25 protein-coding genes, 1 tRNA gene and 1 riboswitch are annotated in these 23,224 nt (G+C 71.8%); of the genes, 11 read left to right on the forward strand and 15 right to left on the reverse strand.

Annotated elements, in window-relative coordinates; translation table 11 throughout:
* Window positions 1-148: 148 nt before the first annotated feature.
* Entirely contained in the window at window positions 149-628 is a 480-nt protein-coding gene (locus BIU95_RS02710; protein WP_017888122.1) for an NUDIX domain-containing protein, read from the reverse strand.
* 60 nt (window positions 629-688) lie between these two features.
* Between BIU95_RS02710 and nagB the strand changes: the two genes are divergently transcribed.
* The gene (gene nagB, locus BIU95_RS02715; RefSeq protein WP_056071891.1) at window positions 689-1,474 is read left to right on the forward strand and encodes a glucosamine-6-phosphate deaminase; all 786 of its coding nucleotides are present in this window, start codon (window positions 689-691) and stop codon (window positions 1,472-1,474) included.
* Window positions 1,475-1,634: 160 nt separating this feature from the next.
* On the opposite strand, the gene BIU95_RS02720 is transcribed toward nagB, so the two are convergent.
* Window positions 1,635-2,810, reverse strand: a complete 1,176-nt coding sequence (locus tag BIU95_RS02720; protein ID WP_056071888.1) for a MalY/PatB family protein — start codon at window positions 2,808-2,810, stop codon at window positions 1,635-1,637.
* Window positions 2,811-2,955: 145 nt separating this feature from the next.
* Between BIU95_RS02720 and BIU95_RS02725 the strand changes: the two genes are divergently transcribed.
* The 3 genes from BIU95_RS02725 to BIU95_RS02740 all read left to right on the forward strand — a co-directional run bounded on the left by BIU95_RS02725 (window position 2,956) and on the right by BIU95_RS02740 (window position 8,164).
* Window positions 2,956-5,403: a GH92 family glycosyl hydrolase gene (locus BIU95_RS02725; RefSeq protein ID WP_254783246.1), complete on the forward strand. Its 2,448-nt coding sequence runs from the start codon at window positions 2,956-2,958 to the stop codon at window positions 5,401-5,403.
* A gap of 342 nt (window positions 5,404-5,745) precedes the next feature.
* Window positions 5,746-7,617, forward strand: a complete 1,872-nt coding sequence (locus BIU95_RS02735; protein WP_071250239.1) for an alpha/beta hydrolase — start codon at window positions 5,746-5,748, stop codon at window positions 7,615-7,617.
* Window positions 7,618-7,648: 31 nt separating this feature from the next.
* Window positions 7,649-8,164 carry a hypothetical protein gene (locus tag BIU95_RS02740; RefSeq protein WP_071250241.1) on the forward strand — a complete coding sequence of 172 codons (516 nt, stop codon included), beginning with the start codon at window positions 7,649-7,651 and terminating at the stop codon, window positions 8,162-8,164.
* A 34-nt stretch (window positions 8,165-8,198) separates the two neighbouring features.
* Here the strand turns inward: BIU95_RS02740 and nagA are convergent, their stop codons facing one another.
* From nagA to BIU95_RS02760, 5 genes are all read right to left on the reverse strand, one after another.
* Window positions 8,199-9,365 (reverse strand): N-acetylglucosamine-6-phosphate deacetylase, encoded by a 1,167-nt coding sequence (gene nagA, locus BIU95_RS02745; protein WP_056071872.1) that lies wholly within the window; start codon window positions 9,363-9,365, stop codon window positions 8,199-8,201.
* Entirely contained in the window at window positions 9,362-9,769 is a 408-nt protein-coding gene (locus BIU95_RS02750; protein ID WP_083389186.1) for a YrdB family protein, read from the reverse strand. Before BIU95_RS02750 ends, nagA begins: the two co-directional genes overlap by 4 nt.
* Window positions 9,770-9,777: 8 nt before the next feature.
* Entirely contained in the window at window positions 9,778-10,638 is an 861-nt protein-coding gene (gene purU, locus BIU95_RS02755; RefSeq protein WP_031260247.1) for a formyltetrahydrofolate deformylase, read from the reverse strand.
* Between the two features lie 91 nt (window positions 10,639-10,729).
* A complete protein-coding gene (locus BIU95_RS18495) occupies window positions 10,730-10,885 on the reverse strand; it encodes a hypothetical protein (protein WP_159557034.1) in 156 nt (51 codons plus the stop codon).
* A gap of 126 nt (window positions 10,886-11,011) precedes the next feature.
* Window positions 11,012-11,467: a MarR family winged helix-turn-helix transcriptional regulator gene (locus BIU95_RS02760; RefSeq protein ID WP_056071866.1), complete on the reverse strand. Its 456-nt coding sequence runs from the start codon at window positions 11,465-11,467 to the stop codon at window positions 11,012-11,014.
* Window positions 11,468-11,542: 75 nt separating this feature from the next.
* Between BIU95_RS02760 and BIU95_RS02765 the strand changes: the two genes are divergently transcribed.
* The gene (locus BIU95_RS02765) at window positions 11,543-12,415 is read left to right on the forward strand and encodes an NAD(P)H-binding protein (protein WP_083389187.1); all 873 of its coding nucleotides are present in this window, start codon (window positions 11,543-11,545) and stop codon (window positions 12,413-12,415) included.
* Window positions 12,416-12,458: 43 nt separating this feature from the next.
* Here the strand turns inward: BIU95_RS02765 and BIU95_RS02770 are convergent, their stop codons facing one another.
* The gene (locus BIU95_RS02770) at window positions 12,459-12,932 is read right to left on the reverse strand and encodes a DUF2017 family protein (RefSeq protein ID WP_017888109.1); all 474 of its coding nucleotides are present in this window, start codon (window positions 12,930-12,932) and stop codon (window positions 12,459-12,461) included.
* Window positions 12,929-13,234, reverse strand: a complete 306-nt coding sequence (clpS, locus tag BIU95_RS02775; protein WP_071250243.1) for an ATP-dependent Clp protease adapter ClpS — start codon at window positions 13,232-13,234, stop codon at window positions 12,929-12,931. The genes BIU95_RS02770 and clpS overlap by 4 nt, the downstream gene beginning before the upstream one ends.
* 38 nt (window positions 13,235-13,272) lie before the next feature.
* Window positions 13,273-13,357, forward strand: a riboswitch (ZMP/ZTP riboswitch).
* Window positions 13,358-13,453: 96 nt separating this feature from the next.
* Here clpS and glyA point away from each other — a divergent pair.
* From glyA to BIU95_RS02790, 3 genes are all read left to right on the forward strand, one after another.
* Window positions 13,454-14,731 (forward strand): serine hydroxymethyltransferase, encoded by a 1,278-nt coding sequence (glyA, locus tag BIU95_RS02780; RefSeq protein ID WP_056071863.1) that lies wholly within the window; start codon window positions 13,454-13,456, stop codon window positions 14,729-14,731.
* A complete protein-coding gene (locus tag BIU95_RS02785) occupies window positions 14,728-15,651 on the forward strand; it encodes a tetrahydrofolate dehydrogenase/cyclohydrolase catalytic domain-containing protein (RefSeq protein WP_083389188.1) in 924 nt (307 codons plus the stop codon). Before glyA ends, BIU95_RS02785 begins: the two co-directional genes overlap by 4 nt.
* A gap of 120 nt (window positions 15,652-15,771) precedes the next feature.
* Window positions 15,772-16,221 (forward strand): hypothetical protein, encoded by a 450-nt coding sequence (locus tag BIU95_RS02790; protein WP_042539253.1) that lies wholly within the window; start codon window positions 15,772-15,774, stop codon window positions 16,219-16,221.
* 161 nt (window positions 16,222-16,382) lie between these two features.
* Here BIU95_RS02790 and galK read toward each other — a convergent pair whose 3' ends face one another.
* Window positions 16,383-17,522: a galactokinase gene (galK, locus tag BIU95_RS02795; protein WP_071250245.1), complete on the reverse strand. Its 1,140-nt coding sequence runs from the start codon at window positions 17,520-17,522 to the stop codon at window positions 16,383-16,385.
* Window positions 17,519-18,616 (reverse strand): galactose-1-phosphate uridylyltransferase, encoded by a 1,098-nt coding sequence (gene galT, locus BIU95_RS02800; RefSeq protein ID WP_071250247.1) that lies wholly within the window; start codon window positions 18,614-18,616, stop codon window positions 17,519-17,521. Before galT ends, galK begins: the two co-directional genes overlap by 4 nt.
* A 64-nt stretch (window positions 18,617-18,680) precedes the next feature.
* On the opposite strand from galT, the gene BIU95_RS02805 reads away from it, so the two are divergent.
* Together BIU95_RS02805 and BIU95_RS02810 are read left to right on the forward strand one after the other, a co-directional pair.
* Window positions 18,681-19,535: a DeoR/GlpR family DNA-binding transcription regulator gene (locus BIU95_RS02805; protein WP_017888102.1), complete on the forward strand. Its 855-nt coding sequence runs from the start codon at window positions 18,681-18,683 to the stop codon at window positions 19,533-19,535.
* On the forward strand, window positions 19,532-20,464 hold the full coding sequence (locus tag BIU95_RS02810; protein ID WP_071250249.1) for an aldose 1-epimerase family protein: 933 nt from the start codon (window positions 19,532-19,534) through the stop codon (window positions 20,462-20,464). Before BIU95_RS02805 ends, BIU95_RS02810 begins: the two co-directional genes overlap by 4 nt.
* Window positions 20,465-20,552: 88 nt before the next feature.
* On the opposite strand, the gene BIU95_RS02815 is transcribed toward BIU95_RS02810, so the two are convergent.
* The 4 genes from BIU95_RS02815 to BIU95_RS18100 all read right to left on the reverse strand — a co-directional run bounded on the left by BIU95_RS02815 (window position 20,553) and on the right by BIU95_RS18100 (window position 22,214).
* Window positions 20,553-20,873, reverse strand: coding sequence for a hypothetical protein (locus tag BIU95_RS02815; protein ID WP_027466636.1), 321 nt, complete (start codon window positions 20,871-20,873; stop codon window positions 20,553-20,555).
* 176 nt (window positions 20,874-21,049) lie between these two features.
* Complete coding sequence (locus BIU95_RS02820; protein WP_081612335.1) at window positions 21,050-21,886, reverse strand: SGNH/GDSL hydrolase family protein; 837 nt, start codon at window positions 21,884-21,886, stop codon at window positions 21,050-21,052.
* A 37-nt stretch (window positions 21,887-21,923) separates the two neighbouring features.
* Window positions 21,924-21,999, reverse strand: a tRNA-Lys gene (locus BIU95_RS02825).
* Between the two features lie 53 nt (window positions 22,000-22,052).
* The gene (locus tag BIU95_RS18100; RefSeq protein WP_017888098.1) at window positions 22,053-22,214 is read right to left on the reverse strand and encodes a hypothetical protein; all 162 of its coding nucleotides are present in this window, start codon (window positions 22,212-22,214) and stop codon (window positions 22,053-22,055) included.
* A gap of 127 nt (window positions 22,215-22,341) precedes the next feature.
* Here BIU95_RS18100 and BIU95_RS02830 point away from each other — a divergent pair, with 127 nt between their 5' ends.
* On the forward strand, window positions 22,342-22,971 hold the full coding sequence (locus BIU95_RS02830) for a hypothetical protein (protein ID WP_017888097.1): 630 nt from the start codon (window positions 22,342-22,344) through the stop codon (window positions 22,969-22,971).
* Window positions 22,972-23,224: the final 253 nt, after the last annotated feature.

The raw sequence follows: 23,224 nt of genomic DNA on the forward strand, positions 1-23,224 counted from the left end.
CCCGCAGGGCCTGCCCGGTGCCCTCTGCGGAAGCGACAGTTCGCTGCGGAACGTTCGCGGCACACTGTCGCTTCGGCGGGGTGGGCGCGACCGACGGGCGGACGGGAGGCCCGTGGCGGCCTGGCACCGCGCCTCCAGGCCGGTGAGGTCAGCGCTGGAAGCGCGCCTCGCGCTCGTCGGCAAGCCCGGCCTCGACGCGTGCGCGCATGTTCTCGGACATGTCGGGCAGTGCGTCGAGCCGGGCCCAGAACGCCTCGGTGTTCTCGCCGTCGGCGGGGTTCGGCGTGCCGGAGACGTACCGGCAGGCGAAGACCAGGTCGAGGTACTGCGAGCGGTCGCCGTTCGGGTAGGTCATCTCGGGCAGCACCTGGACCCAGGCCAGGCGTTCGGCGACGGCGACGACGTCCGCTTCTTCCAGGACCTCGCGTTCGGCGGCGACGGCGGGCTCCTCGCCCGGGTCGACGATCCCGGTGACCGGGGTGTACGCACCGGTGTCGGCCCGCCGAACCACGAGCAGTTCGCGATCGGCGCCGGAGCCGCGGGTCACGATGGCGCTCACGCCCGACAGCCAGAGCGGCGCCGTGCCGATCTTCTCGCGCAGGGACAGGACGAAGTCGGGGGTCGGCATGCCTCCACGCTACCCACCCGACCCCTGTCGTAGACTGGTCATGACCAGTAGGCTGGTGGTGTGGAGATCATCATCCTGCCCACGCCGGACGAGGTCGGTCGCGTCGCCGCGGCCAAGATCGCGTCCGTCGTCGCCAAGAAGCCGTCCGCCGTCATCGGTCTCGCCACCGGATCCAGCCCGCAGGGCATCTACGCCGACCTGCAGCGCCGGGTGCAGGCGGGCGAGATCTCGTTCGCCGAGGCCCGTGGGTTCGCCCTCGACGAGTACGTCGGCATCCCGCTCGAGCACCCCGAGTCGTACGCGGCCGTGATCGCCCGCGACGTCGTGGCACCGCTCGGCTTCGACGCGTCGCGTGTGCGTGTGCCGGACGGCCGTGCCGCCGACCTGGAGTTCGCCGCCAAGGAGTACGACGCCGCGATCCGTGCCGCGGGCGGGATCGACGTGCAGATCCTCGGCATCGGGGCCAACGGCCACATCGGGTTCAACGAGCCGACCTCGTCGTTCGCCTCGCGCACCCGCATCAAGACCCTCGCGCCGTCGACCCGTGACGCCAACGCGCGCTTCTTCGACTCGCCCGAACAGGTCCCGACGCACTGCATGACGCAGGGGCTCGGCACCATCCTCGAGGCCCGCGAGCTCGTCCTCGTCGCCCAGGGGCCGTCGAAGGCAGCGGCCGTCGCCGCCGCGGTCGAGGGGCCGCTCAGCTCCTTCGTGCCCGGTTCGGCCCTGCAGCTGCACGAGCACGCGACCGTCGTCGTCGACGAGGAAGCCGCCGCTGGGCTGCAGCTCGCCGACTACTACCGCTACACGTACGCGAACAAGCCGGCCTGGCAGCGGTTCGAGTAGGCGCTGCGCCCTTCTCTCCACTCACACGCCGGCGTCTTGCCCCGGCGCCGCCGAAGCGTCGAGACGCCGCCGAATCCCGCGGCGTCTCGACGATTGCAGGGCGTCGAACGCACACGCCGGCGTCTCGCGGCAGCCACACGCCGGTCGACGCAGCTCGGGTTCAGGCGCGGGCGGCTGCGGCCAGGCGGCTGAGTCCCTCGTCGAGGGTCTCCGCCGAGCACCCGAAGTTCAGCCGCGCGAAGCCCCGGCCCTGCCGTCCGAACGCCGGGCCGGAGCCGAGCGCCACCTTCGCCCGGTCGACGAGTTCCGCTGCGGGGTCGTCGCCCCACGGCTGTGCCCGCAGGTCGAGCCACGCCAGGTACGACGCCTGCGGCTGCCGGTACTCGGCGCCGGGCAGCACGTCGCCGATCCGCTCGGCCAGGGTGCGCCGGTTCGCCGCGAGCTCGGTGAGCAGTGACGCCAGCCACGGTCCGCCCTCGCTGAAGGCCGCGACGCTCGCCGTGTAGCCGAGGATGCCGGTGCGCTCGACGACCTCGGTCGGCAGGCCGTCGAACCACGCGCGGGCCCGCTCCGAGGCGCCGATCATCATCGCGCACTTCGTGCCGGCGAGGTTCCAGGCCTTGCTCGCGCTCGTCAGGGCGACGCCGAGCGACGCGGCCTCGGGGCAGGACTCCAGGAACGGCGTGAACACCGCGTCGGCGTGCACGAGCGGCGCGTGGATCTCGTCGGACACCACGACGGCGTCCCACTCGGCGGCCAGCTTCGCGAGTGCGACGAGCGACTCGCGGTCGTGCACCAGGCCGAGGGGGTTGTGCGGGTTGCAGAGCAGCACCGTGCGGGCTCCGTCGGCGAACGCCTGCGCGAGGCCGTCCAGGTCCATCCGCCAGCCGGCCGTGGTGTCGAAGGGGTCGGCCGGGCCCGCGGGGGCGAGCAGCGGGACCTCGGTGACGGTGCCGCCGGCCTCGGACACGTACTCCCAGAACGGCGGGTACACGGGCGGCATGATGACCACCTGGTCACCCGGCTCGATGACCCGGCGCAGCACCTCGACCGCAGCGACCGACACGTCCGTGGTGGTGCGGACCAGGTCGGGGTCGACCCGCCACGCCCACCGGCTCTCGGCGAAGTCGGCGAACGCCTCGGGCAGGGCCCGTCCGTGCCCGACGTAGCCGGTGTCGCCGTTCGTCACCGCGGTGACCAGGGCGTCGCGGATCGGTTCGGCGAGCATGCTGTCCATCTCGGCGACGAACATGGGGAGCACGTCCGGCGGGTAGGCCGTGTACTTCTCGCTCGTGCGGGACCGGTACGCATCGAAGACGGACACCATGACGCTCATGCGCCCATCCTGACAGCGACCCCCGCGGGGCGCGAGGGTCGGGCCTGGGCGGCGCCGCGTCCGAGGCCGGACCCGACGTGAACAGCGGGAGAGCGATCGGTGACTCGGGCGGCGTCCCCCGTCCGAGGGGGCTAGCGTCGCCGATGTGAACCGATCTCGCGTGCACCGTCGCCCGCTCGTCCGTCCGTTCCCGCTCGCCGCGGTGGCCGCGATCGCCGCCCTGGTGGGAACGGGGATCGTCGCCGCGCCCGCTGTGGGCTCGCCCTCGGCACAGGCCGGGCGGACCGTCAGCGATCCTGCGCGGTACGTCGACCCCTTCATCGGCACGAGCAACAACGGCAACACCTGGCCGGGTGCCACGGCGCCGTTCGGGATGATGCAGTGGAGTCCCACGGGCACCGCGGGTGACCAGACGTCGACCCCGGTCGCGAACGGGTACTCGTACGACGTGAACCGCTTGCGTGGCTTCAGTCTGACGCACCTGAACGGCGCCGGGTGCGCTCCGGGTGCAGCCGGCGACGTGCCGATCATGCCGGTCACCACCCCGGTCACGACCTCGCCGTCGGCAGACTCGAAGGACGCCGTCTACGCCGCCGGGTACTCGCACGACCAGGAGTCGGCGAGCCCCGGCCGCTACGGCGTGACGCTCGACAACGGCGTCCGCACCGACCTCGCCGTGACCACGCGTGCCGGCGTCGGTGCGTTCACGTTCCCGGCGGGCAAGGACGCGAACCTGCTGTTCCGCACCTCGAACTCGATCAACGGCAGCGAGGCCGCGGTCACCCGCGTCGACCCCCGCACCCGCACCGTCAGCGGCAGCGTCCTGACCGGCGGCTTCTGCAGCCGCCGCGCGAACGGCGGCGGCGCCACCAACCCGGACCGTCGCAGCTACTACCGCCTCTACTTCACCGCGACCTTCGACACTGCGTTCGCGAGCACCGGCACCTGGAGGGACGGCACGGTCCAGCCTGGAGGCACGTCCTCCTCCGGTGGGGAGGGCTACCTGACCGGCGCCGACCGCGCCGGACGCGGCTCCGGCGCGTGGGTCGGGTTCGATGCGCGTCGCGGAGCGACGGTGCAGGCGAAGATCGGCATCTCGTACGTGAGCGCGGCCGGGGCGGTCGCGAACCGTGACGGCGAGGTGACCGGGCGCTCGACCGTCGCCAGCGTCGCGGCCGGCACACGGGCCTCCTGGAACCGTGAACTGTCGCGCCTGCGCGTCGGTGGCGGCACGGCGGACCGCACCACCCAGCTCTACACGTCCGTCTACCACGCACTCATGCAGCCGAACACGCTGAACGACCGCGACGGGCGCTACCTCGGGCCGGACCTGCGGGTGCACCGGATGGACCGCGGACACCGGGCCGTCTACGGCACGTACTCCGGGTGGGACCAGTACCGGGCGCAGATCCAGCTGCTCGCCCTGCTGCGGCCGGACGTCGCCGGGGACATGGCGCAGTCGATGCTGCGCTTCGCCGAGCAGAACGGCGGGGTGTGGGACCGGTGGCTGCACCTCGGAGCGCCGACGCACGTGATGACCGGCGACCCCTCGGCCGCGACGCTCGCCACCTGGTACGCCATGGGCGTCCGGAACTTCGACGTCCGGGCCGCGTACGCCTCCCTCAAGCGCCAGGCGACGGTCGAGAACGCGGACGCCGAGAGCGACGTCGGGTGCCCCGGACAGTGCCTGTCGCAGCGGCCCGCGCTCGACGAGTACCTGGATCGGCAGTACGCCGCGAACGACGACTGCGCCTGCTGGGGTGGCGCGGCCGAGACCCTCGAGGACTCGATCTCCGACAGCGCGCTCGGGTACTGGGCAGGCGCACTCGGACTGCACTCCGATGCCCGGATGTTCGCCGCTCGTGGTGGGTACTGGAAGAACACCTTCAACGCGGCGGTCGGCCACCAAGCCGCTCGGCAGGCCGACGGATCGTGGACGCCGGGCTGGTCACCCTCGACCAGCACCGGGTTCGCGCAGGGCACCAGTGCGCAGTACACCTGGCTCGTGCCGCAGGACGTGGGGGGGCTGTCGAGCGCGCTCGGTGGTGACGACGCCGCCGTGGCACGGCTCGACGACTTCTTCCACGACGCCTCGGGCAACTGGGCCGTCACGGGCGGGGACGCCACGAAGTTCGACCCGACGAACGAACCCGACATCCACACACCCTGGATGTACAACGCACTCGGCACGCCCTGGAAGACGCAGGAGACCGTGCGCCGGGTCGTGGACGACGCCTACTCGACCGGCCCCGGTGGGCTTCCGGGCAACGACGACCTCGGCACGATGAGCGCCTGGTACGTCTTCGCCTCGATCGGGCTGTTCCCGCAGACACCCGGGCGAGCGGAGATGCTCATCGGCAGCCCGACGTTCAGCACGGTCGACATCCGACGCTCCAGCGGAGAGCGGCTCGTCATCCGGTCCTCGGGGACCGAGCCGTACGTGCAGGGGGCGCGGTTGAACGGGTGGACGCACGAGCGGTCGTGGGTGCCGGCGTCGTTCGTGACGCGTGGCGGCACCCTGTCACTGCGGGTGGGCAACTCGGCGGACACGGGCTGGGCGAGCGGCGAGCGGGGGCGCCCGATCGATCACTGAACACCCCTTGACACACCGTACTTCAGCGGTGATATGTTGACCTCCTCGGGGAACACGAGGGGGAACCATGGGGGATCTGACGGTCGATCTGCCGACCATGCAAGCGGTCGCGCGAGCGGCGGGGCGAGCGGTCACTGACCTGCATCCCGAGCGACCGTTGTCCGGTTCGGACGGCGGTGCGTTCGGCTCAGGGGCGGTCGCATCCGCGTTCATCGCATCGTCCTCGGCCCACGATGCGATGATCCGTTCGCTCGGCGACGACGCGGACACACTCCGTGCGTACGTGACCACCGCCGCCGAAGCAGTCCTGCGGGCGGACGCCGACCTCGCCCGGCGGGTCCGGTGAGCGCGGACCCCGTCGCGGGCGATCCGGACGGCATCCAGCGGATCGCCCGAAGGCACGAAGACCGCTCGGACGCGGTCCGTGACGGCGCCCGGCACGTGCTCGTCGCTGCCGAGCACGCCGCCTCGGGCTGGGCGGGGCGGGCACAACAACAGTTCCTCGTGGCGGCAGCGGCGATGCCGGCGAGTGCGCATCGCGTCGCGGCGAGGCTGGACGCGGCGTCGGCTGCACTCGCCACCTACGCGCGCCAGGTGCGGGAGATCCAGGACGACGCCGCGAGCCTGCAGACGACGCGGCGGAACACCGCGGACGACATCGCGGCCAACGACCGAGCGATCCGCGACGCGACCGCGGTGGCATCCGGACCGGACGCGGTCGAGTCGGATCGGGCACTCCTGCAGCAGCTGCAGCACAGCGGGGAGTGGCTGGCCGGGCTGGACGCTCGGCTGTCGGCGCAGTGGGACGAGCTCGTCGCCCGCCGGGCCGCAGCTGACCGAGCGGCGGCCGCTGCGCTCGAGGACCGCTCGGTGCTCGGCAAGCTGGTCTCCGCCGCGGTCGTGTCCGCGATGAGCGACGGGCAGTTCCTCACGTGGCTCGCCACCCTCGATCCGGAGAGCATCGCTGCGCTCGGTGGCGACTCGCGGGTCGCGAAGCGGCTCGCCGGCATCGACGCGGCGCAGGTCGCCGGGTGGTGGCAGGCGATGTCGGGCGTCGACGGTGCGCCGTCCGCGGCCCAGCGGGCGTTCGTCGCGGCGATGCCGGCGGTCATCGGCAACCTGAACGGTGTCGCCTCCTGGGCGCGGGCACGGGCGAACACGACGGTCTTGGCCGACCGGCTCGCACACGCACGGCGGCAGGTGCGCCACTGGCGCGAGCTGCACGACGCCGCCCGGAACCCCGCCGACGCGGCCGCGGCGCGCGAGCAGCTGCTCGTCTGGGAACGGCAGCGTGACGCCTACCGGAACATCCAGGACACCCTCGCGACGACGCCGGTCTCACTGGTGGCACTCGTCGACGACCGTCCACCGCTCGCGCAGATCGTCGCGGGTGACCTCGACCGTGCCACGCACGTCAGCGTCATCGTGCCGGGCATGAACACCGCGACGTACCAGGACGGCACGGTGCAGGACTACAGCGCGATCGCCCGCGGGATGCGTCGTGAGGAGGCCCGTGTGGCTGGGATCCGCCGCAGTGACATCGCCGTCGTGTCCTGGATCGGCTACCATCCGCCGATGGCCGACGACCCGTCCTTCCGGACCGTCCTGGCGGACGACCGAGCGCGAGCGGGCGCCGAGCGACTCGTCGCCGACCTCGACGGGTTCCACGCGGCGCGAGCGGCTGCCGGGCGGGACGCCGACCTGACCGTCATGGGGCACTCCTACGGCACGACCGTGGCGACGATCGCCCTGACGAAGACGCACGCCGACCACGTGGTGCTGCTCGGCTCGGCCGGCGTGACGGACGCCGTACCGAACGCGTCCGCGCTGCACGTGCCCGAGGGGCAGGTCTTCGCCACCCAGGGCGCGAAGGACGGCTGGGCCGTCACCGGGCAGAACCTGTCCGGTCGCCGTGACCCGACCGAGTCCACGTGGGACGCGCACGAGTTCAGCTCCGAGACCGAGGGTCGTGGGTCGGACACCCTGCACGGAGTCACCCGCCACGGGCCGTACGACGGCGATGACGACGACGGCCGGTACTCGTACTTCGACGACGGGACCACCGCCCAGCACAACGCTGCACGAGCGGCGATGGGACACGGGGACGAGATCCCCGAGCGGGGCGGCCCCTTCGACCGGATGCGGCAGCAGACCAAGGACGACTGGCTCATGTACGGCTGGCAGACCGGGGGCACCGGTGACACCACGCTCTGAACCGCGGGGCGCCGCACTCGCCGGATCCCTGGTGGTCACCGCACTCCTGACCGGGTGCACCGGCCCCGCCCCGGACTCCCCGATCCAGAAGGACACGTCGATGAACGTCGAACAGTCGCACCAGGACGTCCTGGACATCTTCGCCGCCGTGCGCTCGGTCGTCGGGCAGGACGGTTGGGGTGACGAGGACCCCGGGTGGAACCTCTGCGGAAGTGATGGCGAGGACGCTGCGCAGTACACCTACGCGAGCACTCGGCGGCTCCCGCTTCCTGGTACAGCCGATCAGGTCGCCGAGCGGGTCACCCGGGCCCTCGCAGCGATCGGGTACGAAGGTGCGCGTGTTCAGCACGACACGGAACTCACGCCGGAGCGGACGGTCATCAGCTACCCGAAGGGGTACCTCGGTGGGACAGCAGTAGACGGGTTCGCCATCTTCTTCCAGGCGTTCGATTCGTACGCGGACGTGTCCATCGACGGGCACTGCGTCCCGGGCCGGGCCCCGAGGTTCGGTGAGCCCCTCAACCCCCGCCCGACCGACCTGCCGTGACGTCTCCGAGCGAGCCGTCTACGCCGTGTTCGCTTCAGCGCAGCTCGCGCCCGCCGCCCCAGACGCGCTCGACCTCGAGCGACGGCGACAGCGCCACCAGGTCCGCGGCGAACCCCGGCGCCAGCCGACCCAGGCGGTCGCCGAGCCCCAGCGCGCCGGCCGGCACACTCGTCAGCGCCGCCACGGCCTCGGGCAGGGTCCGCCCGGCGAGCGAGACCGCGTTGCGGAGCGCCACGTCCTGCGTCAGTGTCGATCCCGCGATGGTCTCGGTCCCCGCGACGTGTGCGACGCCGTCGGTCACCGTGACGTCGAGCGACCCGAGTCGGTACGAGCCGTCCGCGGCGCCGGCAGCACCCATCGCATCGGTGATCAGCGCGACACGACCCGGCGTCGCCCGGAAGAGCGTGTCCGCCACGACCGGGTGCACGTGCACGCCGTCCAGGATGAGTTCGAGCGTCACGCGGTCGTCCGCCACGGCAGCGCCGATCGGTCCCGGCGCGCGGTGGTGCAGGCCGGGCATCGCGTTGCACGCGTGGGTCAGGATCGTCGCGCCGGCGTCGAAGGCGGCCCGGGCCTGGTCGTACGTGCCGACCGTGTGGCCGACGGCGACCGTGACACCGGCTTCGACGAACCGACGGACGGCGTCGAGCGCGCCCGGCAGCTCGGGCGCGATGGTGACCTGGCGGATGACGCCCTCGCCCGCTTCGAGCAACGCGTCGACCGCAGCGGGCGTCGGGTCGATCAGGAACGACTCGTTGTGGGCGCCCTTGTTGTGCGGGGACAGGAACGGCCCCTCCAGGTGCACGCCGAGCACGAGTGGGTCGGTCGCCATCACGGCACGGACGTGGGTCAGCGACGCCACCAGCGCGGGGACCGGGTTCGCGACGAGCGACAGGACGGAACGGGTCGTGCCGTGCGCGCGGTGCATCGCGAGCGAGCCGTCGAACGAGTCGTCCTCGTACGCCTCGGTCGCTCCACCGTGCCCGTGCAGGTCCACGAACCCGGGCGTCAGGACCCGGTCGCCCAGGTCGACGACCTGGTCGGCCGCGGGAGCCTCGGGGCCGGAGCCGGTCGCGTGGATCGTGTCACCGACGACCAGGACCCAGCCGTCGGCCGTGGTGCCGGCCGCGTCGACGACGCGGGCCGCGCGGACCAGCGTGCGCTGGGCCTCCCGGCCGGTCTGGAGGCCCGTGGCGGTCATGCGGTCTCCTTGCGGAACGCGATCACGCCGCTCAGGGCGGCGATCACGATGAAGACGATCCCGACGACCGGACGGCCGATGGAGATCCAGGTCGCGCCTGCGGCGACGACCAGGGCGACCTCGACGATGGTCTTGCCGACGATGTCGGTCTCGATCGGGGAGCGCGGTGAGCGGAAGAAGTACCAGACGACCGCGGCGAACAGTGGGGCGCCGACCATGAACAGGTAGCCGGGGAGTGGGAGCTGCCACGACCAGTAGCCCCAGAAGGCCAGGGACAACAGCCCGAACACCATCACGGCGATGCGCAGGACCTTCCAGGCCTCGAACCGCGGTCGAGGCTGCCGGACGGCTGCCGGGTCGGGGACCGATTCCCAGTCGACGGGGGACTGCGGGGCGTTGGTCATGGTGCTGCCTACTTGAAGATGATGGTGCGGGCGCCGTCGAGCAGGACGCGGTCCTCGGCGATCCAGCGCACCGCCTGGGTGAGCGTGCGGGACTCCTCGTCCTGCCCGATGGACACCAGCTCGGCCGGTTCCTTGGTGTGGTCGACGCGGACGACGTTCTGCTCGATGATCGGGCCCTCGTCGAGGTCGCTCGTGACGAAGTGCGCGGTCGCGCCGATGAGCTTCACCCCGCGGGCGTGCGCCTGCCGGTACGGGTTCGCGCCCTTGAAGCCGGGCAGGAACGAGTGGTGGATGTTCACGGCACGGCCCTCGAGCGCGGCGCAGAGTCCGGGCGACAGGATCTGCATGTAGCGGGCGAGGACGACGAGCTCGATGTCGTGCTCCTCCACCGCCTGCAGCACGCGCCGCTCCATCTGCTCCTTCGACTCGGCGTCGGTGACCGGACGGTGCTCGAACGGCACGGAGTAGAACGCGGCGAGCTCGGACAGGTCCGCGTGGTTCGACAGCACGAGGGGCACCTCGATCGGCAGCTGTCCGCCGCGCTGCCGGTAGAGCAGGTCGTTGAGGCAGTGACCGGCCTTCGACACGAGCACGAGGGTGCGCAGCGGACGACCGACGACGTCGAGCTGGACGCGGGCGTCGTAGCGGGTGGCGACGGGGGCGAGTGCTGCCTCGAAGGCGGCGCGGTCGACCGGCGCCATCACCTGCAGGCGCATGAAGAACGTGTTGGTGTCGGCGCTGGAGAACTGCTGCGACTCGGTGATGTTGCCCTGGGCGGCGACGATCGCTCCGGAGACGGCGTGCACGATCCCGGGCTGGTCGTCGCAGACGAGCGTCAGGGTCCAGTGCGTGGGGGTCGGGTCGGTCACTGGATCAGGGTACCGGCCGCGGGGGAGGTGCTTCGTGAGCACGAATGGTCGAGTGCGCCGCGGCGACTCGACCATTCGTGCTCACGAAGCGTCAGCGCCGGTGCGCGAGCAGGCGGCGGACGAAGGAGACCTCCATGCACAGGGCCAGGACCGTCGCGGCGATGCCGATGCCGACGGACGCGGAACCCCGGTCGGCGTTGACGATCGCCGCGATCGGGATGCCGATGCAGAGGATGCCGCAGATCACCACGTTCCAGATCGCGCCTGCCGTGGTGTCACTGCTGAACCCGCCGCTGAGCAGAAGACGTCGGGTGCGGGGGTGCGAGCCGTCGTCTTCTGCTCACTCGGCGTCGGGCGAGGCTTCCGATGTCGTTCAGGGAACGGCGGACCCGTCGTCGCCCGCGTCCGGCTCGAGCAGCGGGAGCAGGGTCGCCGAGATCGGTTCCGCACCGTCGCCGAACCACGCGTTGCTCGCCCGGACGATCGGGTGGGCGCGTGCCAGCAGCGCCTCGCCCTGGTCGGTCAGTCGCATCCGGGAGGCCCGTCCCCGGCCCGGTGCGGCGCCCCGCTCCACGAATCCCCGCGTCGAGAGCCCCCCGACGAGCGTCGTCATGCTCTGCGGTCGGACGCCGACCGCGCGCGCCAGGTCGGCCTGGCTGAGCTCGCCGGCCGCTGCGAGCTGGATGAGCGCGCCGAACTCGACGGGCGTCAACCCGAGCGGCGCCAGCTCGGCCGCGAGTCGGCGGGAGAGCGTCCGTGCGGCCCGGATGACCGTCCACGCCACGATGCCGTCGACGTCGTCGCGCGGGGCTGGGAGTTCCTGGGGCACGGGGCGATCGTACCGGCGTACGTTCTGGTATCAGGAAACTGATACCAGAACGGGTCAGTGGGACGAGGAGCAGACATGGGCGAGATCGTGGCGGTCACCGGCGTGACCGGGGACGTCGGGGGCAAGACCGCAGAGCTGCTGCGAGCGGCAGGGGTGACGGTCCGCGCAGTGGTCCGACGCCCCGAGCAGGTCGACGCGCTCCGGGCACGCGGCATCGACGGTCGCCTGGCCGACCTGGACGATGAGGACGCGCTCACCGCGGCGCTCGACGGGGCCGACCGCTTCTTCCTCGTGACGCCGGTCAGCCAGCGGCAGCGGGAGCAGGGCGCCAGCGGGGTCCGAGCGGCACAGCGGGCCGGGGTCGGACGGATCGTGCAGCTGTCGGGCGGAGACGCCGCCGAGCACTCCCCGATGTCGTGGGCGAGCGCCGCCTGGCACACCGACCGGCTGGTGCGCGAGAGCGGGCTGGCGTGGACGATCCTGCACCCCTCGTCGTTCATGACGAACGTGCAGCCCTCGGCACCGGCGATCCGACGGGGGTGGTTCCCGCACACCACGGGCCGCGGGGTGATCGGCTGGATCGACACCGAGGACATCGCCCGGACGGCGGCGCGGGTGCTGACCGAGGACAGCCACGACGGCACCGAACCGGTGCTCACCGGCCCGGACCTGCTCGATGCGCGGGGTGTCGCCGCCGCGCTCGCCGAAGGGCTCGGCCGACCCGTGCGCCCCCTGCACCTGCCGAGCCGGGTCTACGCCGCTGTGCTGCGCCTGAGCGGGTTGCCCGCCTGGCAGGCCGAGGGGCTCCGGCAGCAGTTCGGCCGGGTCGTCCGCCGCGGCCTCGACGGCGTCGACGTGATGAGCGCCGACGTCCTGCGCATCACCGGCACCGCACCGCGGAGCCTGGCCGACTGGGCGCGAGCCCACCGCGACGACCTGCTGGGGTGACCCGTCGCGCCGGAGGTGATCCGGGCCTCCAGGCCGTGGGCCGTCAGCGCGACGTGAGCGTGACGACCAGGTGTTCCTGTACGAAGCCGAGCCAGTCGTAGACGTCGCGCAGGCCGACGCCCGCGTCGGCCTCGACCGAGCGCTCCTCGTCGTCGGCGTCCTCGATGCCCAGCCGGTCGGCGATCGTCAGCCGCAGGTCGGTGAGGGTGCGGAGCCACGCCTGCTCGTCCTCGGCGTCGAGCGAACCGTCGCGGGTGCCCGTCAGCCACTCGTGCACGATCGAGGCGTTCGTCGTCTTCTGCGTGAGCAGGTCGGACTGCGTGTACTTCCGGAACTCTGCGCTCGCCTCGTCGTCACCGGGGTAGGCGTCCGGGAACATCCGCTCGCTGATCGGGTCGGCGGACAGGTCGCCGCCGAGCACCTGCCGCAGCTGCTCGGTGAGCGAGGCGAGCAGGTCGCGCTCGCCGGAGGACAGGCCGAGGTGGACGCCGTCGGCGCGGCGGACGAACGGGATCACGCTTCGGGGGCCTTGTCGACGGTCGCCTGCAGGCCGTAGGCGTGCATCGACTGGACGTGGGCCTCCATCGACTCGCGCGGGCCCGTTGCCACGATCGCGCGGCCGTCGTCGTTCACCTGGTGCATGAGCCGCTCGGCCTGCGCGCGCGAGAACCCGAAGTGCTGCTGGAAGACGTAGGTGACGTAGGACATCAGGTTGACCGGGTCGTCCCAGACCACGGTGACCCACGGGGTGTCCGCCCGTGCACTGGTCCGTTCGTCCGTGGTGGTCCGTTCGTCCACGTCGGGCGAGAGCAGCGTCATGCATCCAGGGTGACACAGGGCGGGGTCGCTCGGTACGATCGTCACGTCGCGACTGGCGTTGGATGGGTCACCATCAGGGAGCGACATAGACACGGTGCGCGGCCGTACGCCTGGGCTGCACCGACCGACCGTCCGAGTGCGACCAGCTGGTCGTCCGCACACCGTAGGAGTCCCGTGTCCATTGCCGATCTGCCCCCGTTCGTCTCCGACTCTGCCGAGGTGGCCGAGCAGGCCGCCGCCCGCGCCGCGTTCAACGCCCCGCTCACCGAGGTCGACCCCGAGATCGCCGCCGTCCTGCAGCAGGAGCTCGGCCGCCAGCGCGACACCCTCGAGATGATCGCGTCCGAGAACTTCGTGCCGCGTGCCGTGCTCGAGTCGCAGGGCTCCGTGCTCACCAACAAGTACGCCGAGGGCTACCCGGGCAAGCGCTACTACGGCGGCTGCGAGTACGTCGACGTCGCCGAGCAGCTCGCCATCGACCGTGCCAAGGCGCTGTTCGGTGCCGAGTACGCCAACGTCCAGCCGCACTCCGGCGCGACGGCCAACGCCGCTGTCCTGCACGCCATCGCCTCGGCGGGCGACACCATCCTCGGCCTCGAGCTCGCCCACGGTGGTCACCTGACCCACGGCATGAAGCTGAACTTCTCGGGCCGCATCTACAACGCCGTGGCGTACGGCGTCGACCCCGAGACGTTCGAGGTCGACTACGACGACATCCGCGCGAAGGCCATCGAGCACCAGCCGAAGGTCCTGATCGCCGGCTGGTCCGCCTACCCGCGCCAGCTCGACTTCGCGAAGTTCCGCGAGATCGCGGACGAGGTCGGCGCGAAGCTCTGGGTCGACATGGCGCACTTCGCCGGCCTCGTCGCCGCCGGGCTGCACCCGTCCCCGGTCCCGCACGCCCACGTCGTCTCGTCGACGGTCCACAAGACCCTGGGCGGCCCCCGCTCGGGCATCATCCTGTCGAACGACGAGACCCTGTTCAAGAAGCTGAACTCCGCGGTCTTCCCGGGCCAGCAGGGCGGCCCGCTCATGCACGTGATCGCCGCCAAGGCCACCGCGTTCCTGCTCGCCGGCACCCCCGAGTTCAAGGACCGTCAGGAGCGCACGATCCGCGGCGCCCAGGCCCTCGCCGCCCGCCTGACCGCGGACGACGCCAAGGCCGCGGGCATCGACGTGCTCACCGGTGGCACCGACGTGCACCTGGTGCTCGTCGACCTGCGCACGTCCGAGGTCGACGGCAAGCAGGCCGAAGACCTGCTGCACGAGGTCGGCATCACCGTGAACCGCAACTCGGTGCCGTTCGACCCGCGCCCGCCGATGGTCACCTCGGGTGTCCGCATCGGCACCTCGGCGCTGGCGACCCGCGGCTTCGGCGACGCCGAGTTCACCGAGGTGGCCGACATCATCGCGCTGACCCTCATGCCGAACCCGGACGTCGCAGCGCTCTCGGCACGGGTGAAGGCCCTGACCGACGCGTTCCCGCTGTACGCGTGAGCGGCACCATCCCTCGGACGCTCTGGGACGGAGAGGGCAGCGCCGTCCGCATCGACGGCACGGCCCTCGCCGCCCGGACGCTCGACGAACTGCGGGGCCGGATCGACCGCCTGCACGAGCACGGCATCCGTCCGGGCCTCGGCACGATCATGGTCGGCGCGAACCCCGGCTCGATGTCCTACGTCGCGGGCAAGCACCGCGACTCGGGGTCGATCGGCCTCGACTCGCACCGCATCGACCTGCCGTCGTCCGCGAGCGCCGCGGACATCCGGGCCGCGATCCTGCAGATGAACGACGACCCCCGCGTCACCGCCTTCATCGTGCAGCTCCCGCTGCCGCAGGGCATCGACCCGACGCCGATGCTCGAGCTGATGGACCCGGCGAAGGACGCCGACGGCCTGCACCCGACGAACCTCGGCGAGCTGGTGCTCGCCGTGCCGGGTGGTGCCGGCACGATCGACGCACCGCTGCCGTGCACCCCGCGGGGCATCGTCGCGATGCTCGACGCGTACGAGATCCCGATCCGTGGTGCGCACGTGACGATCATCGGCCAGGGGCTGACCGTCGGACGGCCGCTCGGCCTGCTGCTCACGCGACTCGAGGCCACCGCGACCCTGACGCACTCGCTGACCGCCGACGTCGCCGCGGAGTGCCGTCGCGCCGACATCATCGTCGCCGCTGCCGGGGTCGCCGGGCTCGTCAAGCCGGACTGGGTGCAGCCCGGTGCCGCCGTGATCGACGTGGGCATCACCCGCGTGGTCAACGAGGAGACCGGCAAGGCGAAGCTGCACGGCGACGTCGACCCCGCGGTCGCATCGGTCGCGGGCTTCCTGTCGCCGACTCCCGGTGGTGTCGGGCCGATGACCCGCGCGATGCTGATGAAGAACGTGGTCGAGGCCGCCGAGCGCCAGCTGTCGTAGCACGCGCGGTCGCGCGGGGCTCGGCGCGGTCGCGATCGTGAGCAGCAATGGTCGGGTGGCGTCATCGCACCCGACCATTGCTGCTCACGAGGTGCACCCCGCCGGTGCTACGGTCGCGGCATGGGGGACGAACGACTGCAGACGGCGCCGGTGATGCGACCCCGGACCGAGCCGTCGCAACTGACGAAGGACGCCCGGTGGCTGATCGTCATCGTGGCGATCTGCGTGCTGTTCCAGGCTCCGGGGTCGACCTGGGCGACGACCTTCGTGCACGCCGGCCAGGAGTACACGTTCACGTCGGGTCCCTGGTTCGGGTGGACGCTCGCGACGGTGGGGTTCGCAGTCGTCGGGTTCGTCGTCGCGATCGCCCGCCGTGGGGCAGCCCGGTTCGACGAGCACACCGTGATGGGCCTGACCCTGGCCGCCGTGCTCGGGACCACCGCGCTGGTGTGGCTGCTCATGCCGGCGCAGTCCGCGTGGGTGGAGTGGGCCGTGGAGCACGGTCGGGCGCACCCGTTCGTGCTCGGGAACGTCGTGGAGCACGTCCGGTACGCGGACTACCTCGGCTGAGTCGAGCCGTCGAACGCACGGCGGGCACGGCTCGTCCGGCCTCGCCGTGCTTTCGTGCTGAACGACAGCTCACGGGCTGATCGCCGCGTGACCTGTCGCTGAGCGCGAAACGTCGAGCGCCGAGCGGCCGAGCGCGCGGGTGACGGCCTGCGCCGCAGCGGTCAGTCGCGCCGAGCGCCCTGCGCGGCGCGCACCGTGAACACGTTCGGCTCGCGGTACCCGGCGTCGGCGAACGCGGCGGTGACTGCTGCGGCGATCGCGTCACGCGACGCCTGGTCGACGAGCGCGATCGCCGCACCGCCGAACCCCCCGCCGGTCATGCGGGCACCGACGGCGCCGTGCTCGACGGCCGTGGCGACGGCCAGGTCGAGCTCCGGAACGGAGATCTCGAAGTCGTCGCGCATCGACTCGTGCGACGCGACCAGCAGCGGACCGATCGCCCGGGGGCCCTGTTCGCGCAGGGTGCGGACGGTGTCCAGGACACGCTGGTCCTCGGTCACGATGTGCCGCACACGACGGAAGGTCTCGTCGTCCAGGAGCTCCTGCGCACGGGGCAGGTCCTCGATGCTGACGTCACGCAGTGCCTCGACGCCGAGCACCTCGGCGCCCTTCTCGCACGAGGCCCGACGAGCGGCGTAGGCACCGGTCGCGTGGGCGTGCTCGACACGGGTGTCGATCACCAGGACCTCGAGCCCGTTCGCTTCGAGCGCCAGGTCGACGACGGCGGTGTCGAGCGTGCGGCAGTCGAGGAACACGACGGCGTCCTGCTCGCCGAGCAGCGAGGCCGACTGGTCCATGATCCCCGTGGGGGCGCCCACAGCGTGGTTCTCCGAGTACTGCCCGACGCGCGCCAGGGACTTCCGGTCGAGGCCGAGTGCCCACAGGTCGTTGAACGCCAGCGCGACACCGCACTCGATCGCGGCACTGGACGACAGGCCGGCGCCGACCGGGACCTCGGACTCGATGAAGACGTCGAACCCGGTCTTGTCGCTCAGATCGGCACCCGCCTGCTCGCGCAGGGCCCAGCCGATCCCGAAGACGTAGGCCGACCAGCCGTCCATGGCCCCGGGCGACAGGTCGTCGAGGGACAGCGCGACAGGCTCGCTCGCGGCGTCGAAGGCCGATGCCACGCGGATCATCCGGTCGTCGCGCTGGGCGATGGACGCGGTGGTGCGACGGTCGATCGCGAAGGGCAACACGTAGCCGTCGTTGTAGTCGGTGTGCTCACCGATCAGGTTGACGCGACCCGGTGCGGAGTACCGCACCGTCGGCTCGTACCCGTAGACCTGCTGGAACGTCATGCGCGCTCGACTCCTTGTCGGATGAACTCGGCCGCCTTCTCGGGCACGAGGTCCCCGATCCAGGCGCCCATGGCGGCTTCGCTGCCGGCCAGGAACTTCAACTTGTCCGCCGCGCGTCGCGGCGAGGTGATCTGCAGCATCAGCCGCACGGTGTCGCGGGCGGTGTGCACCGGCGCCTGGTGCCACGCGGCAATGTACGGCGTCGGGTCGCCGTAGAGCGCGTCGAGCCCACGGGTGAGCCGGAGGTGCATGTGCGCCAGCTCGTCCTTCTCGGCGTCGGTCAGGCCGGCGAAGTCGGGCACGTGGCGGTGCGGCAGCATGTGGATCTCGATGGGCCAGCGCGCGGCGAACGGGACGAAGGCGGTGAAGTGCTCGCCGGCGAGGACGACCCGCTCGGAACCCCGCTCGTTCGCGAGGTGCTGCTCGAACAGGTCCGGCCCGAACCGCTCGATGCTCGCGAGCAGGCGCTGGGTGCGCGGCGTGATGTACGGGTACGAGTAGATCTGCCCGTGCGGGTGGTGCAGCGTGACGCCGATCGCCTCGCCCCGGTTCTCGAAGGGGAACACCTGCTGGATGCCCGGCATCGCGGAGAGCGCGGCGGTGCGGTCGGCCCAGGCTTCGACGACGGTGCGGGCACGCGACTCGGAGATGGAGGCGAAGGAACCGGAGGTCTCGGGGGAGAAGCACACGACCTCGCACCGGCCGACCGAACGGAGCTGGCGGTTCAGGCCGACGTCGCTCAGGGAGTCGAGCGACTCGGGGGCGTCGTCGGCTTCGAGCAGCGGGCCGAACGACGGCGAGCGGTTCTCGAACACCGCGACGTCGTAGCGGCTCGGGATCTCGGACGGGTTGGCCGGGCTCTGGGGCGCGAGCGGGTCCTGGTCGGCCGGCGGCAGGAACACACGGTTCTGCCGGGACGCAGCGATCGACACCCACTCACCCGTCAGGACGTCCTGCCGCATCCGCGCCGTCTCGGGCCGCGGGTCGAGTACGCGGTCGTCGATGCTGCGTTCCGCGGGCAGCGTCGAGTCGGCGTCGTCGAAGTAGAAGAGGTCGCGGCCGTCCGCGAGCTTCGTCACGCGCTTGGTGATCACCGGAACAGCTTAGCGCCCATCCGAAGCGTTGCGAAGGACATCGGAAGCAAGCGAAACTGTCCACATGACGGACGCCGACCTCTCCTTCCTCGCCGGCGCGCTGCCCGCGCCCCTGCGGCAGGACCGCATCGTCGCGATCGTCGACGGTGCCCCGGGCATGGTCCGGACGGCCGCGTTGGCCGCGTCCCTCGGCACCAGCGAGGTGACCGTCCGCCAGGACCTCGCCGTCCTCGACCAGGAGGCCCGGATCCGCCGGGTGCACGGGGGCGCGGTCCGCCTCGGGGCCGGCTCCACCGAGCGCCCCTTCGAGGAGACCGCCGTCGAGCACCAGGTGGCCAAGGCAGCCATCGGCCGTGCGGCCGCGGCGCTGGTGCGGCCGGGGGAGTGCGTCGTCCTCGACGTCGGCACCACGCCGGCCGCCGTCGCCGAGGCGCTCGTGGCCCGGACCGAGCTCACGGGCGTCACCGTCGTGACGAACTCCCTCACCACCGCGCTCGCGCTCGAGCGAGCGGTCCCGCGCTTCACCGTGATCGTCACCGGCGGCACCCTCCGGCCCCTGCAGCACTCGCTCGTCGCACCCTTCAACGGCGCCGTCCTGCCGATGATCGCGGCCGACCTCGTGTTCCTCGGCGGCACCGGCCTCGACGTCGACCACGGCCTGACGAACGTGAACCTGCCCGAGACCGAGGCCAAGCGGATGCTCGCCACGACGGCCCGGCGTACCGTCGTGGTCGCGGACGGGTCGAAGTTCGGCCGGGCCCACATCGGGGTCGTCCGCGCGCTCGAGGACATCGACGTCGTCGTCACCGCCGAGGCCGACGCCGACGCGGTCGCCACGATCCGGGCGGCCGGGGCCCAGGTGATCGTCGCCGACGGCGAGCAGCGCACCGAACCAGCCGGAAGGAAGAACACCCCATGACCGCAGCACCCACTGGTGGCCAGTACCGCCTCCACCACGCCGGACCCGACGGGGTCGTCGAAGCCGTGGTCACCGAGGTCGCCGCGGGCATCCGCGAACTCCGTGTCGCCGGCTTCGACATCACCGAGCCGTTCCCCGTCACCGAGCACCCGCCGGGCGCGAACGGCATCGTCCTGGCGCCCTGGCCGAACCGCGTCGCCGGTGGTGTGTGGGAGCTCGAGGGCAAGCGGCAGCAGCTCGACATCTCGGAGCCGAAGTACGGCAACGCCTCGCACGGGCTGCTCCGCTTCGCCCCGTACCGGGTGGTGTCGCAGACCGAGACCTCGATCCAGCAAGAAGCGACGATCCACCCGCAGCACGGGTGGCCCTTCACCCTCGAGACGCGCGTGCTGCACGAGCTCGTCGACGACGGCATCCGTGTCACGCACGAGGTCACGAACCGCTCGGGCGTCCGCGCACCCTTCGCCGTCGGCGCGCACCCGTACCTGCGTGCCGGTGACACCCCCGCCGACGACCTGGTCGTCACGCTCGACGCCGCGACCGCGTTCACCGTCGACGAGCAGAAGGTGCCGAACGGGTCGGTGCCGGTCGAGGGCACGCCGTACGACCTCCGTCAGGGCCGGCGGGCCGGGGACTCGGACCTCGACACCGCGTACACGGACGTCACCCCCGACGCCGAGGGGATCCGCCGCACGACGATGCACGGGCCCGAGGGCGACGGGGTGGAGCTCTGGCAGGACGCCTCGTTCCCGTACGTGCAGGTCTTCACGTCGCGCGAGTACCCGCGCGGCGACGGGAAGGGCCTGGCCGTCGCGGTCGAACCGATGACGGCACCCGCGAACGCCCTGAACTCCGGCGAAGGTCTGCGCTGGCTCGAGCCGGACGAGACCTGGACCGGTTCGTGGGGGATCCGCCGCGTCTGGTCCTGAGGACTCCGGTCGGCTCGCACCGCTGACACGACGAAGGCCCCGCCGGGTGTCCGGCGGGGCCTTGTACGTTCGTGTCGGAAGCCGGGCGTCAGCCGCGGCGCATCCGGAGTGCCTCGACCGCGAGGGACTCGGTCGCGTACCGGCCGACCTCGTGTGCCCAGGCTGGGTCGTCGCCGCGGAGCGCGATGAAGTCCTTGCGCTGGCGGCAGACGTAGCCGAGCACGGCGGTGGCGGTCGCGACCTCGATGAAGTCCTTGCGGATGTGGCGGGTCGTGACCTGGGCGTTGCGGCGGAGCGTGTCGAGCAGGAGCTCGTTGCTCATCGTCGTGTTGGTCGCTGCTGCGAGCTCGACGATGCGGCGCGCGTCACCGGTGGTGCTGGTCTGCGTGGCTTCGATGGGCTCGATCACGGTGTACCCCGTTCGTTCGTGGTGGTGCGGTGCTGCAGGATCCGGTGATCGGATCCGGGAACGACACTATCGGCGGGAGCCCAACAGTCCGCTGGGGACCGACTGTGCTGTGCAGGGGATCTCCCATGAGCTCGCTGGGGACGGGTTGTACCCCGTTCAGGAGCGGACGGCACCCGTCAGGCGCACCGGGCACTGTCGGCGGGGGTGGCGAGGGCGTCCAGCGCCTCGCTGACGCGGTCAGCCAGGTACTGGTGGCCGGCGTCGTTCGGGTGCCCGCCGTCGGGCGCCGAGTACCCGGGACTGTTCGTGGTCGTGAACCACCGGCCGGCGAGGGCATCGATGTAGGGGACCCCGACTGTGGCTGCAGCCGACGAGACCGAGGCGGCGACACCGACCGTGGTCTTCGCGTGCGGCAGGGGTGCCGACGGACCGAACGCGACGACGACCGCGTCCGGCCAGGTCTGCTGCGCCGTGCGGAGCGTGCGCTCGACGGCGGCGCGCAGGGTGTCGGCGTCGACGAGCCAGTCGTTCTGGCTGCCCTGCACGATCACCAGTTCCGGGTCGAAGGAGGCGTCTCGTTCGATCCGGGGACCGAACGTGAAGTGCGACGAACCGGAGGCGCCGACGTCGACGTAGCCGGTGCCCGGGTAGTCGTCGATCTTTGCCTTCCACCCGCGGTCCTCGCTGATGTCCTGGGCCCAGCCGTGGATCCCGCTGGTCGACCCACGACCGGACGTGTACGAGTCGCCGACGATCAGGACACGCGATCCGGGCTCGATCGCCGCCGCGATCCGCTCGGCCGAGACCCCGGGGGCCGCGACGGCCGAGGCCGAGGTCGACGAGGAGACGGGCTGGCAGGCGCTCGACACGCTCGGCAGGATCAGCAGGAGTCCGGAGACCCCGAGTGCCATGGCGCCGAGGGCGAGTGCGGGGACGAGTCTGCGGCGGCGTCGCGGCATCGTCGCCGGGTCGTTGGGGGTGCCCGGCCGTTCGCGCTGCGATCCTCGGCCCATCGGACCGATTGTAGACAAGAGCAACAGGGAAGACTGGTGGTGGGCCCCGTGGGGCTCGAACCCACGACCCTCGGATTAAAAGTCCGGTGCTCTACCAACTGAGCTAGAGGCCCTCACCCGCAAGGCTAGCGGGTGAGGGCCTCTGGGACAGAACCGTGCGAGCGGGTCAGCCCCGGCGTCCGGTGAGCGTTCGCAGCAGCCACGCGATGACCGCGATGATCAGCAGCACGATGCCGACGTAGAGCAGGAACTTCAGGCTCGCGGCGAACCCGCCGACGAACAGCAGGATGACTGCGATCACAGCCAGGATGATGAGCAGGGCGTTCATGGAAGATCCTCTCCTTCACGTGCAGGGAGGAGCGCCTCCCTGCCGCAACACGGTACGCGCGGCGCAGTCGTTGCGTTCTCGGCGAACGGGCCGCGGGCGTGTCACCGGCCGCGCCTACACTGCTGCGGTGCCTCGCGATCACCACCGTCCTGTCCACTTCACCGACGCCGAGTTCGCCGCCATCCAGGGCGGTGAGGACCCGGCGCTGGTGAACCGTGTCGCGCACGAGACCGCGAACGCCCTGCTGCACCGTGTGCGTGAGGACCCGGACCCCGCCGTGGTCGAGCGGCTCGTCACCTACACCGACGTGCACGGCATCGACGCCATCGCGGAGCTGTGGGCGCGGGTGGGGGCGCACACCCTGCCGGGGGCGCTCTGGCGGGTCTACCTGGTGCGGATCGTCATCCGGCAGAACCCGGAGGAGATCGCGTACCTGTTCGAACGGGGCACGGCGCAGATCGGCACGATCGACCAGGCGGTCGCGGGTGCCGAGGAACCGACCGGCCCGGCCGAGATCCTGACGCTCGCCGACCGCATCCTGCACGGCCTGTACACGGGCGACCTCGCGGTGGCGCTGGACCGCGGGGCATCGTTCTGCCGCCTGACCGCCGCCGGTGCGACCGCCGTGGCGGACGAGTCCGACCTGGTCGCGTCCGAGCGGGCGGGCGAGCTGACGACGCGGGCGCTCCGCCTGACGGAGCTGGCGGCCGACCTGACCGAGGCGGCGGCGCTCTGGCGTCGCGACAGCCTGGACTGAGCGGGCGGCGGGGCGGACCCGCACCCAGCCTCCAGGCCAGGGGCGCGGAGCTTCGCGACGACGCGCACGGCCGCGCGAGCGCGCGACGCATCCGGGCATGGAGAAGCCGAGCCGCAGAAAGCGCCTCTCGGCGCGAGGCCGCTCGAAGCGGCGAATTTTGGAGCCCGGGGCTTGCTGCGGCCCGGCGATCACCAGTCTACGAGACGTCGGCTGATCACTCGACCCTGTTCACTCATGGTGGACAGAACCGGCC

Source organism: Curtobacterium sp. MCBA15_007 (genome assembly GCF_001864905.1).
Classification (GTDB): domain Bacteria; phylum Actinomycetota; class Actinomycetes; order Actinomycetales; family Microbacteriaceae; genus Curtobacterium; species Curtobacterium poinsettiae.